At 29.8% G+C, this 12,231-nt stretch carries 7 protein-coding genes and 1 pseudogene; 3 read left to right on the forward strand and 5 right to left on the reverse strand.

Annotation, left to right across the window (positions count from 1 at the left end; translation table 11 throughout):
• Nucleotides 1-4 precede the first annotated feature (4 nt).
• Nucleotides 5-739: an RNA methyltransferase gene (locus tag Q0662_RS04610; protein WP_298947620.1), complete on the reverse strand. Its 735-nt coding sequence runs from the start codon at nucleotides 737-739 to the stop codon at nucleotides 5-7.
• A 69-nt stretch (nucleotides 740-808) separates the two neighbouring features.
• Here Q0662_RS04610 and Q0662_RS04615 point away from each other — a divergent pair, with 69 nt between their 5' ends.
• From Q0662_RS04615 to accD, 3 genes are all read left to right on the forward strand, one after another.
• Complete coding sequence (locus Q0662_RS04615; protein ID WP_298947623.1) at nucleotides 809-3,313, forward strand: BamA/TamA family outer membrane protein; 2,505 nt, start codon at nucleotides 809-811, stop codon at nucleotides 3,311-3,313.
• 117 nt (nucleotides 3,314-3,430) lie between these two features.
• Nucleotides 3,431-4,498 carry a class II fructose-bisphosphate aldolase gene (gene fbaA / locus Q0662_RS04620; RefSeq protein ID WP_298947625.1) on the forward strand — a complete coding sequence of 356 codons (1,068 nt, stop codon included), beginning with the start codon at nucleotides 3,431-3,433 and terminating at the stop codon, nucleotides 4,496-4,498.
• Nucleotides 4,499-4,694: 196 nt separating this feature from the next.
• A complete protein-coding gene (gene accD / locus Q0662_RS04625) occupies nucleotides 4,695-5,567 on the forward strand; it encodes an acetyl-CoA carboxylase, carboxyltransferase subunit beta (RefSeq protein ID WP_298947627.1) in 873 nt (290 codons plus the stop codon).
• 38 nt (nucleotides 5,568-5,605) lie between these two features.
• Here accD and Q0662_RS04630 read toward each other — a convergent pair whose 3' ends face one another.
• The 4 genes and pseudogenes from Q0662_RS04630 to Q0662_RS04645 form a co-directional block, all read right to left on the reverse strand.
• Nucleotides 5,606-6,103 carry a DUF3575 domain-containing protein gene (locus Q0662_RS04630; RefSeq protein WP_298947628.1) on the reverse strand — a complete coding sequence of 166 codons (498 nt, stop codon included), beginning with the start codon at nucleotides 6,101-6,103 and terminating at the stop codon, nucleotides 5,606-5,608.
• Between the two features lie 36 nt (nucleotides 6,104-6,139).
• Nucleotides 6,140-6,706, reverse strand: coding sequence for a DUF3575 domain-containing protein (locus tag Q0662_RS04635; RefSeq protein ID WP_298947630.1), 567 nt, complete (start codon nucleotides 6,704-6,706; stop codon nucleotides 6,140-6,142).
• 58 nt (nucleotides 6,707-6,764) lie between these two features.
• On the reverse strand, nucleotides 6,765-7,886 hold the full coding sequence (locus tag Q0662_RS04640; RefSeq protein WP_298947632.1) for an efflux RND transporter periplasmic adaptor subunit: 1,122 nt from the start codon (nucleotides 7,884-7,886) through the stop codon (nucleotides 6,765-6,767).
• Nucleotides 7,887-7,888: 2 nt separating this feature from the next.
• A pseudogene (locus tag Q0662_RS04645) lies at nucleotides 7,889-12,207 on the reverse strand (CusA/CzcA family heavy metal efflux RND transporter).
• Nucleotides 12,208-12,231: the final 24 nt, after the last annotated feature.

The following is a 12,231-nucleotide window of genomic DNA, read 5'->3' on the forward strand; positions in this document are numbered from 1 at the left end:
ATTTTTAAATTTTATTTCTAGAAAACTCACTCAATAAAATTGCAGTAGCAGTCGCTACATTTAAACTTTCGGTTTCTTGTGTTTCTCCAAATCTTGGGATAGAAATTGTATGAGAAATTAATTTTTTAATTGTTTCAGAAACCCCATTAGCTTCATTTCCCATTATTAAAACACCTTCTTTAGGTAAGTCGCTTTTGTAAACATTTTCTCCATTCATATCTGCAATAAAAGTAGGTAATTTTGTATCCTTTAAATAATCATATAAGTCTACATAATTGATGGTAACTCTAGTTAAAGAGCCCATACTTGCTTGTACAACTTTGTTATTATAGCAATCTACAGTATCTTTAGAGCAAATTAATTGTTGCACACCAAACCAATCGCATAAACGAATAATGGTACCCAGGTTTCCCGGATCGTTTATAACATCTAAAGCAACAATTAAACCTGAACTTTTAGGTGATTTTTTTTCGGGTATTTTAAATAAAGCCAAAACTTTATTTGGTGTTTTTAAAGAGCTAATTTTTTTTAACTCATTTTCGGAAACAATTGTAACTTTATCTACAGCTGTCATTGTTTCAAAATCTTCGGTACAAAATAGGCTATATACTGTAAAGTTAGAATTTAGCAATTCGTTTACCACTTTTATACCTTCAGCAATAAATAATTGATGCTTTTCTCTATACTTTTTTTGCGATAAACTTGTTATTAATTTCAGTTGATTTTTAGAAATACTCATTAAATGTATCTATTTATAAATAAACGCTTGAAAAATGTTATTTTTGAGGTTGAATGTATTGCTAAAGTAATGAAAAAACTTTCTTTTTACTTTTTATTCTTTTTGTTTTTAAGCGCGTGTAACTCTACAAAACATGTTGCAGAAGATAAACACATGCTTACACAAAATTATATTTATGTGGACAGTGTTAGAAATAAAAGCTCAGAGCTTCAGAAGTATATTCTTCAAAAACCCAATTCCAGGTTTTTAAATTTACCTTTTGGCTTGTATTTTCATAATTTAGGCAATCATGATAAGCCAAAAACCCCATCAGAGTGGGGAAAGGAAAATCCTAATAAATATAAATTTATAAAAAATATTTTTTCAGAAAAACAAAGCATTGCCTACGCAAACACATTTATAAACTTAAATAATTGGTTTTTAAGTTATGATAGCCCAGTTATAGTTAACGAAAATAAAGTAAAAAGAACCGCAGATAATTTATGGGCTTATTATAAAAATAAAGGATATTTCGATTCTAAAGTAAAGGAAACCATTAATAGGGATGGTAATAAAAAAGCCACTGTAGACTATCATGTAACTTTAGGAAAACCTACTTTATTAGATACGATAAAAGTACATATAGAATCGCCTGTTTTAGATTCTATCTATAAAGCTTCTAAAACAACAAGTTTATTAAAAAAAGGAGCTCAATACAATGATAAAGTTTTTAGAAACGAAGCCAAAAACGTAGTTAAACTCTTTAAAAACAATGGTGTTTATTATTTTTCTGAAGCTGCATTAGGCTTTTATGTAGATTCTACTAGAACAGACCATAAAATAAATGTAGCGTTTTTAATAGCGAAAGATCGTTTTAAAGAAGTAAACAATAAATACGTTAAAAGAGATTATAAAGTACATACAATAAAAGAAATCAATGTTGTAACAGACTACTCTTACACGCAAAAAGGCAAAGTATATCAAGATACCCTACAATACAAAGGAATCAATTTTTTAGCGCATCAAAAATTAAAATACAACCCTAAGTATTTAGCACAGTCTATTTTTTTTAAACCAGGTGATATTTATAAAGACACTTTAAGTAATTTAACTAGAAATCACCTAAAGTCACTTAAAAATTTTAAGTCAACTAATATAAATTTTAGCCCAATATTAGATACAGAGGATGCTTTAAGCATGAATATATTTTTATCTCCAAGAGATAAATACACCTTAGGTTTCGAAACAGAATTGACACACTCTAATATTAGAGAAATTGGTACCTCAGCAAAGTTTTCATTAACCAACAGAAATGCATTTAAAGGCGCAGAAATATTAAAATTTTCTTTTTTAGGTTCTTATTTTAATGCTAAAAATGGTCCTGGTTGGGAGGTTGGTGCTGACGCATCTTTAGAAATACCAAGATTTTTAGCCCCTTTTGGATTAAACAAATTAGTGCCAAAGAGAATGAATCCAAGAACTTTATTTTCTTTAGGTTCTAGTTTTCAAAAAAATATTGGTTTAGATAGGCAAACTTTTACCTTTTTATCTGATTATAGGTGGCAGTATAATCGTAAAAAAACCATGCAGTTAGAGATTTTTAACACACAGTATATTCAAAATTTAAACGTAAATCGTTTTTTCGATATTTATAGTTCAGAATTTAGAAATCTAAATACTGTTGCCCAAAATTACGATGCAATCAATGGCACTAATTTTTCTCCTTTATCTTCAGATTTAAATGTGCAATCAACAGAGGCGTTAAACTTTATTAGAGAAGTTGAGGGTAACAATACAGGTTTTCAAACTTCCAATCCTGATGATTATGATACTGTATTAAATATTCAAAACAGGTATAATATAGTTACATCAGATTTTTTAATACCCATCATTGCTTATTCCTATACATTTAACAATCAAATAGATTTTAAAGACAATAATTTCACCTTTTTTAAAGCAAGAGTCGCAAACTCTGGAAATTTATTGGGTTTATTTTCAGGTAGTTATAATGATAATGGTAAAAAAACCTTGTTTAAAATTCCTTTAGCGCAATATTTTAAAACAGATATAGAATACAAACGTTTTTGGGACGTTGGATTAAACGCTGTTTTTGGGATTCGATCTTTTTTAGGCGCAATTATTACTTATGATAATTCAGATATACCATTTACAAGAAGTTATTTTGCAGGTGGTTCGAATGATATTAGAGCGTGGCAAACTTATGAGTTAGGACCTGGTAGTAGAAACACTGGATTAGAATTTAACGTAGGAAGTTTTAAATTTTTAACTAGTGCAGAATATCGTTTCAATCTTTTTGGAAGCTTAAAAGGAGCCCTATTTCTAGATGCTGGAAATATTTGGGATATTTCTAGATCTAAATTTATAGACGATGCATCTAAATTTAGTGGTCTTGAGTCTTTAAAAGAAATTGCCATAGGCTCAGGCTTAGGAGTTAGATACGATTTAAACTTTTTTGTTTTAAGATTTGATGTAGGTTTTAAAACTTACGAACCTTATTTAGAGCAAGGTAAATGGTTTAAAAACTTTAATTTTGGAAGTGCTGTTTATAACATAGGTATCAACTACCCTTTTTAATAAAACTGGAACTAAAGTCTATAACGTTTTCGTTATTTTTTGTAAACTACAAAGTTAAAAGCAGCTATTTTTAGTATTTTTGAGGTCAATAAAAATCAACAATATAAAACACAATTTATGAGTCACAATATAAGGCCAGGTGTAGCAACAGGTAAAGAAGTGCAAGATATCTTTAACTATGCTAAACAAAAAGGATTTGCATTACCAGCAGTAAACGTAACCGGTTCTAATACAATTAATAGCGTTTTAGAAACAGCTAGAGATTTAAACGCTCCAGTAATCATTCAATTTTCTAATGGAGGTGCTCAGTTTAACGCAGGTAAAGGACTTTCTAACGATGGGCAACAGGCAGCAATTGCTGGTGGAGTAGCAGGTGCAAAACACATTCATGAATTAGCCGTAGCTTATGGAGTGCCAGTAATTTTACATACAGACCACTGTGCAAAAAAATTATTACCTTGGATTGATGGTTTATTAGACGCATCAGAAAAACATTTCGAAGAAACAGGAAAACCTCTCTATAGCTCACATATGATAGATTTATCTGAAGAGCCTTTAGAAGAAAATATCGAAATCTGTAAAACCTATTTATCAAGAATGAGTAAAATGGGGATGACTTTAGAGATTGAGTTAGGTATTACTGGAGGAGAAGAAGATGGTGTAGATAATTCTGATGTAGATGTTTCTAAGCTATATACACAACCAGAAGAAGTAGCTTATGCTTACGAAGAACTATTAAAAGTATCTCCACAATTTACTATTGCAGCAGCATTTGGTAACGTACATGGAGTTTACAAACCAGGAAACGTAAAATTAACACCAAAAATATTAAAAAATTCTCAAGAATTTATTACAAAGAAATACGGGGTTGAAGAAAATCACATTGATTTTGTATTTCATGGTGGATCTGGATCTACCCTAGAAGAAATTAGAGAATCTATTGGTTATGGTGTTATTAAAATGAATATTGATACTGATTTACAATTTGCATTTACAGAAGGAATTCGTGATTATATGCAAGAAAAAGCAGATTATTTAGCAACACAAATTGGAAACCCTGAAGGAGCAGATCAACCAAATAAAAAACACTACGATCCTAGAAAATGGTTACGTTTAGGAGAAGAAACTTTTAAAGCGCGTTTAAAGAAAGCTTTTGAAGACCTAAATAACGTAAATACTTTATAGTACACACATTTTACACATTTAAAAAGCATTTTGATTGAAAATCAAAATGCTTTTTTTATGAACAAATAAGGAATAAAATCAATTGTGTTTTATAAAGACACGCTTTAAAAAAGTATTTTTAAAGAAAAAACTTTTACATTTGTAGCTCATTTATTGCTTTAAAAAAGTAAGCAAAAAATTAAAATATATACTTAATATGGCTTGGTTTAAAAGAACAGATAAAGGTATTCAAACTTCTACAGAAGATAAAAAAGATACACCCAAAGGCTTGTGGTATAAAACCCCAAGTGGTAAAATTATAGATACAGAAGAGTTAAAAAGAAACTTATATGTAAGTCCAGAAGATGGTTATCATGTAAGAATTGGTAGTAAAGAATACTTTGAATTATTTTTTGATGAGAATAAGTTTACAGAATTAAACGAAAGTTTAACCTCTAAAGATCCATTAAAATTTGAAGACACCAAAAATTATCCAGATCGTTTAAAAGCAGCACAAGAAAAAACAAAATTAAACGATGCTGTAAGAACAGCAGTTGGTAAATCTTTAGGGAAAGATTTGGTGATTGCAGCTATGGATTTTGCTTTTATTGGAGGTTCTATGGGTTCTGTTGTTGGAGAAAAAATAGCAAGAGCTATAGATTATGCAATCAAAAATAAAATACCATTTTTAATGGTTTCTAAATCTGGTGGTGCAAGAATGATGGAGGCATCCTTATCTTTAATGCAGTTGGTTAAAACATCTTCTAAATTAGCGCAATTAGCAGACGTTAAAATACCTTACATATCTTTATGTACAGACCCTACAACAGGTGGTACAACAGCATCATATGCAATGTTGGGCGATATTAATATTGCAGAACCAAACGCATTAATTGCATTTGCAGGCCCAAGAGTTGTAAGAGACACAACTGGTAAAGATCTACCAGAAGGTTTCCAAAAGTCTGAGTTTGTATTAGAACACGGATTTTTAGATGCTATTTACGAGCGTAAAGACTTAAAAAAACAAGTAAACTTATATATAGATTTAATACAGAATCTTCCAATTAGAAAAGAGGAAGTGATATCATAAAATAAAAAAGCCAGCATAAGCTGGCTTTTTTATTTTTTTTAGAATCTCCAACCAACATTTAAACCTAATCTTGGAACTAAAATTGGTGAGTTAGAGCCGAATAAATTTCTACCCAAACCAAGATAAGCATCAATAGTTAAACCACCTTCTGCAATGTATTTGCTTCCTATAGCAACTCCTAAAGCAGCATCAGTATATTTTAAATCGTAAGTGCCAGAATCGGCTATAGATTCTTTTTTACCTGTATTGACTCCCAGAAAACCTTCTCCAAAGAAATTCCATTGTGCTTCTGAGGTAAAATAATGACGAAAATAAGGTGTCATCATTATGTTTTCATTATATCTAAATTTTGCATCTTGCTTGGTAAGGTTAAATAAAGCAGAAACTCCAAAAGAACTTACATCATTAATATAAGTTTCATAGGAAAACTCTAAACTTCTTATACCAATAGCATCTGCAACATCTAATTTAATTTCTTGTTGTGCGTAACTAAAAGCACTTATTAAAAATGTAGCAACTAAAATTATTTTTTTCATTGTTTTTAATTTATAACAAACTTACTAAATTATCTCTTAAAATCTATAACCTAAAGAAATGCTAAACCTACCTACAATATTAGTATCTATAAAATCATCTCTATTTTTTTCAGAAATAAGATTTCTACCAACACCTAATAGAACTTCTGTAGTAAAACCATTTTTTGTTACAAATTTGCCACCTAAAGAAATTCCTAAAGCAAAACCAGTTTGATACTCTACTGAGCTTGAGTTATTAGTATTGTAAAAATAATCGTGTTGTGTGTTTAACATTCCAAATCCCTCAACAAAAAAACCTCTTGCGAATCTAGATTCATTAAAAAACCAACGATAATAAGGTGTTAAAGAAAATTTTCTATTAATATAAACATCAGCATTTACAATATCTGTAAAATTATAAAAAAGTGAAACTCCAAAAGAGAGATCCTTATTAATTAATTTTTCAAAAGAAACATCTAACGAATTAAATACAATTAAATTAAAAGCATTCAGCTTTAATTCATATTTCTTATTAAGATCTTGTGGATATTTTTTTTCGGTTTCCTGACCAAGAATATTTAAAGAAATAAATACAATTGTTACAAAAAGGGCTAGTTTTTTCATGTTTTATTTTTTTATAAAAATAACAATAATTAAAATAATATAGCCTTATTTTAAAAAATTAAATTTCACTAAACAAAGAGATCCCTTTTTTGATAAAAGACTTGTTTTTTAATACCTCTGGATTTAGAATTTCAATATAATCTTCATTTGTAGCACCAACGTCCAATAAAACTTTTTCTAAATAAAGCGTCTCAATTTTTTCTTCCTTTAAAATTAATGCAAAATAATGGGTGTCATTTTTTAAAATAGCACTTTTTGGCAATGATAGTCTATTTTTAGAGCTTGTAATAATGTTTGCTTCTACAAACATTCCTGTAATAAATCTTACATTTTCGTCTTTTAAATGCCCGTGAACCTTTATCGTTCTGTCATTATTTATAGAAGTTCCCACTAAATGAACTTCGGCTTCATAGCTTTTTTCAGAGGCTTCAGGAACTCTAAATAGTATTTCTTGGTCTTTTTTAATGTTTAAAATATCTTTTTCAAAAACATTTAATTCTAAGTGAATATGATCTGTATTTACAATTTCTAGTAATTCTTTTGATGAAGAAACAAAAGACCCATTACTAACATTAACCTTTGTAATATATCCATTTATAGGTGCATATAAATTAATTGTTGATGTTATTTTTCCTTGTTCTATATTATCAGGATTAATATTCATCATTTGTAATTTTTGACGCAAACCATTGTAATTTGCCAAACTACTTTTATAGGTACTTTCTGCTTTTAAATAACTTTTTTCTGAAGTTATTTTTTCATCAAACAATGTTTTTTGTCTTGTAAACTCATTTTTTAAATAGTTTAATTGTGATGAAATTTCTAAATAATTTTGTTGAATTTCTACAATATCTGTATTGGTTAAACTTACTACAAATTGCCCTTTTTTAACTTTATCTCCAATTAATAGTGGTATTTTACTTACATAACCATCAATAAAAGTACTCACGCTAGCTCTATTTTCTGGCGGAACATCTATCATACCATTTGCTTTTACAACAGTATTAAAAGATTGTTCTGTTAATTGCCCAAACAGCATATTTTGACTCTCAAATTGTTGTTTTGTAATTTCTATTTGATTTTCGTTTGTAGAGGTTTCCTCAGTAATTTCTGTCTTTTTTTGATCATTTCCACAAGCTAAAAAAAGCATTGAAAATAAAAGAATATATAAATTTTTCATTTTTAAAAAATATTTAAAATAAGATGATTAATATTGATAACGGTTTGATTGTATGCATTTAAATTGTTGAGGTAAGACAACTCAATGTCTTTTGCAGTTTCCAAACTTTGAATGTATTGAAAAAAGTCGATTTCACCTTCTTTAAACGTTCTGTTTACAGTTTTTAAAATTTCGTTTTTTAGGTTTTTTCCTTGTGTTTCGTAATAATTTACAGCTTCTTCATATTGCTTGAGTGTTGCTAAAAGAGAATTGTATTGACCTTCTAGTTTTACTTTGTAATTTTGTTGCTGCTCAGAAACAACTTCTCTCGCTATTTTTGAAGCTTTAATCTTTGAAGCATTTCCAGAAAATAACAAAGGAATTTTCAATCCAATTTGATATCCTCTTAAAGTGGTATTTAATTGATTGTTGGTTCCTTGAAAATATTCGAGACTAATATCTGGTAACAAACTCTGTTTTTCCTTTTTATACAAGATATTTTGATATTTTTTAGTATTCTCAAAATACTGCATCCCTAAATTATTTTCGGTAGAAATACTTTGCAATGGTAACTTTATTAGAGCTTCATCAATCGTTTCTAAAGTGTCAATTTGCACAACGCTTTTTAATTGCTCTTTAGAAAAAACAACTTCTTGTAAAGCTTGTTTGTAAAGTAGTTCTAATTGTTTTTGTTTTGATTTTGCAGTAATCATTTCTAAATAATTGGTTTCACCCAATTCGAATCTACGTTCAGATTTACTTGTAAAATCTTGATATAAACTATCTAAAAACCGATACGTTTCAGCCTTGTTTTTCGCATAACTTAATTTATAATAATTGCTGTACACAGCTTTTTGAACTTGCTGTAATTGGATGTTGTAGTTTGTTTGTTCTAAAGTAGATTTTACTTCATTTAGCTTTTTATCAGTAAAATAAACTGTTGGAAATTTAAAATCTTGTGCAATTCCGAAGACCTTTAACGGCTGGTTGTTTAGTGCAAGATTATTCTCATCATAGCTATAGTAAATAGACGTTTTATCAAAACTAAACGCGCTTCCAACTAAAGCCTTGCTTTCATCAACCTTTAAGTTTGATGCTTTCAAACCCGAATTATTTTTGAGCGCCAAAGCTAACGTTTCATTTAGTGTTAGTTTAGACTGTGCATTTACATTTACTATAGAAAAGAAACCGATAATGGTTACTAGAATAGTTTTGTTCATTTTAATTTCCTTTTTTTCTTCAAACCAAGCATATAAAACAGGTAGGACTACTAAGGTTAAAATAGTTGCTGTTATTAAGCCTCCAATAACAACAGTAGCTAACGGACGTTGTACTTCTGCACCCGCATTTGTAGAAATTGCCATTGGTAAAAAACCTAATGCTGCTGCTGCTGCTGTTAATAAAACCGGTCTTAAACGTTCTGCAGTTCCGCGTTTTATTCGTTCTTCAATGTTATCCATTCCTTCTTCTTTTAGTTCTTTAAAATGCTCTATTAATACAATTCCGTTAAGTACTGCAATACCAAAAAGAGCAATAAAACCAACACCTGCAGAAATACTAAAAGGCAAATCTCTGATCCATAAAAATAAGATACCTCCAACAGCAGATAAAGGAATCGCAGAATACACCATTAAGGCTTCTTTGATAGAACCAAATGCAAAATGTAATAAGATGAAAATCAGAACTAACGCAATAGGAACCGCAATCATTAATCTTGCTTTGGCACTTTGTAAATTTTCAAATTGACCACCATAAGTTACATTATATCCTGCTGGTAATTTTAGCTTACTTTCTAGAATGCATCTTACATCATCTACTACAGATTGTAAATCTCTGTTTCTTACGTTAATACCTACAACAATTCTACGTTTGGTATCATCTCTCGAAATTTTTGCAGGACCAGTTGTATATTTAATTTCTGCTAATTCGCTTAGCGGAATTTTGTTTCCATTTGGCGCATCAACATATAAATTTTCTAGGCTAGCCAAGTTTTTACGATTTTTTTCACCTAAACGAATTACCAAATCAAAACGTTTTTCACCTTCAAAAACATTACCAACAGTTCCGCCAGCAAATCCCATAGAAATTAATTGATTAATATCTGAAATATTTAAACCATAACGCGCAATTTTACTACGGTTATAGGTAACACTCATTTGTGGTAAGCCTTCTACTTTTTCTATAATAATGTCTGATGCACCTTCCACATTTTTTATCAATTCTTTTACTTCATTTGCTTTATTGGCTAAAACAGATAAGTTTTCTCCAAATATTTTAATGGCAACATCTGCTCTCACTCCTGTAATTAATTCATTAAAACGCATTTCTATAGGTTGTGTAAACTCTACTTCCATTCCAGGAATAATTGCTAAGGCTTCTTTAAATTTATCTGCTAATTCGTCTTTACTTTCTGCAGAAGTCCATTCACTTTTTGGTTTTAATTTGATAATTACATCACTTTCTTCCATAGACATTGGATCTGTTGGAACTTCAGCAGCACCAATTCTACTAACAACTTGAGCTACTTCTGGGAAGTTTTTTAATAAAATTTGTTCAATTTGTGTAGTAGTTTCTATCGTTTTACCAAGTGAAGTTCCTGTTTTTAAAACAGGTTGAATCACAAAATCGCCTTCATCTAAAGTGGGTACAAATTCACCACCCATTGTGCTAAATAACCAAATACTAGAAGCTAACAAAAACACCGCAAAACTGATGACTAATTTTTTATGAAATAACGCCCAGTGTATAACAGGTTTGTACCAAGCGTTTAATACTTTCATTAAACGAACAGAAATGTTTTTTTTGGATTGCTTTTCTGGTTTTAAAAATAGAGAAGAAACCACAGGAACATACGTTAAACAAAACAACATAGCACCTACTAAAGCAAAACTAAAAGTTAATGCCATTGGTCTAAACATTTTTCCTTCTACACCAGTTAACGATAAAATAGGAATAAATACAATTAAGATAATCAGTTGCCCAAATATGGCAGAATTCATCATTTTTGAAGCACTTTTTAAAGTAATTGTATCAATTTCTTCTTGTTTTGCTTCAGGAGATAAAGATTTTAGAGTTTCACTTTTAGTAATGATTCTGTAGGCAATAAACTCAACAATAATTACAGCACCATCAATAATAATTCCAAAATCAATAGCACCCAAACTCATTAAATTGGCATCAACCCCAAAAATATTCATTAAAGAAATAGCAAATAATAAACTTAAGGGAATAACTGAAGCAACTACCAAACCAGAGCGTAAATTACCAAGTAATAAAACCACCACAAATATTACAATTAACGAACCTAAAATTAGGTTTTCTGCAACTGTAAATGTTGTTTTTCCTATCAGTTCACTACGTTCTAAAAAACCATTAATGTACACGCCTTCTGGCAAAGAGCTTTGAATGGAGGCAACACGTTCTTTTACAGCATCTATAATTTCTTTAGAATTTCCGTTTTTTAGCATCATAATTTGTCCAAGAACTTTTTCTCCTTGTCCATTTCCTGTAATGGCACCAAAACGAGTAGCGCTTCCAAAACCAATTTTTGAAACGTCTTTTATATAAATTGGTGAACCTTCATTTTTTACAATGATGTTGCCAATATCATCTAACGTTTTTACCAAGCCTTCACCACGTATAAAAAAAGTTTCGTTGGTTTTTTCTATATAACCACCTCCTGCAACACTGTTGTTTTTTTCTAACGCGTCATATACTTCTGCGATAGAAATATCCATTGCATTTAACTTGTTTGGGTTAATAGCAACTTCATATTGTTTTAAAAAACCTCCCCAAGTATTTACTTCTACAACTCCAGGAATTCCAGAAAGTTGTCTTCTTACTATCCAGTCTTGTATAGTTCTTAAATCTGTGGGTGTGTATTGGTCTTTGTAGTCTGGTTTTACATCTAAAATGTATTGATAAATTTCTCCTAAACCAGTTGTAATGGGGCCCATTTCTGGTGTTCCAAATCCTTGCGGAATTTTCTCGGAAGCAGATTTAATTTTCTCTGCAATGAGTTGTCTTGGAAGATACGTTCCCATATCGTCAGTAAAAACAATGGTTACCACTGATAAACCAAATTTTGAAACGGATCTAATTTCTTCTACCCCAGGCAAATTAGCCATTTCTAATTCTATGGGATAGGTAATAAATTGTTCTACATCTTGTGTAGAAAGATTGCGTGATGTGGTAATAACTTGTACCTGATTATTGGTAATATCTGGTACTGCACCAATAGGTATTTGGGTTAAAGAATACATACCAAAACCTACAACTGATGCAATAAATAAAAAGATAATTAGCTTATTTTTAAGCTAAATTTTATAATGTTTTCTAACATATTTCATAATAAAATAATAATTAA

It is taken from the genome of uncultured Polaribacter sp. (assembly GCF_947503855.1).
In the GTDB taxonomy this organism is placed as follows: domain Bacteria; phylum Bacteroidota; class Bacteroidia; order Flavobacteriales; family Flavobacteriaceae; genus Polaribacter.

Coding starts and splice junctions, on each gene's coding strand:
- Q0662_RS04635 (WP_298947630.1), bottom strand. CDS start 6,706: ATGAAAAAACTAGCCCTTTTTGTAACAATTGTATTTATTTCTTTAAAT.
- Q0662_RS04615 (WP_298947623.1), top strand. CDS start 809: ATGAAAAAACTTTCTTTTTACTTTTTATTCTTTTTGTTTTTAAGCGCG.
- fbaA (WP_298947625.1), top strand. CDS start 3,431: ATGAGTCACAATATAAGGCCAGGTGTAGCAACAGGTAAAGAAGTGCAA.
- Q0662_RS04640 (WP_298947632.1), bottom strand. CDS start 7,886: ATGAAAAATTTATATATTCTTTTATTTTCAATGCTTTTTTTAGCTTGT.
- Q0662_RS04630 (WP_298947628.1), bottom strand. CDS start 6,103: ATGAAAAAAATAATTTTAGTTGCTACATTTTTAATAAGTGCTTTTAGT.
- accD (WP_298947627.1), top strand. CDS start 4,695: ATGGCTTGGTTTAAAAGAACAGATAAAGGTATTCAAACTTCTACAGAA.
- Q0662_RS04610 (WP_298947620.1), bottom strand. CDS start 739: ATGAGTATTTCTAAAAATCAACTGAAATTAATAACAAGTTTATCGCAA.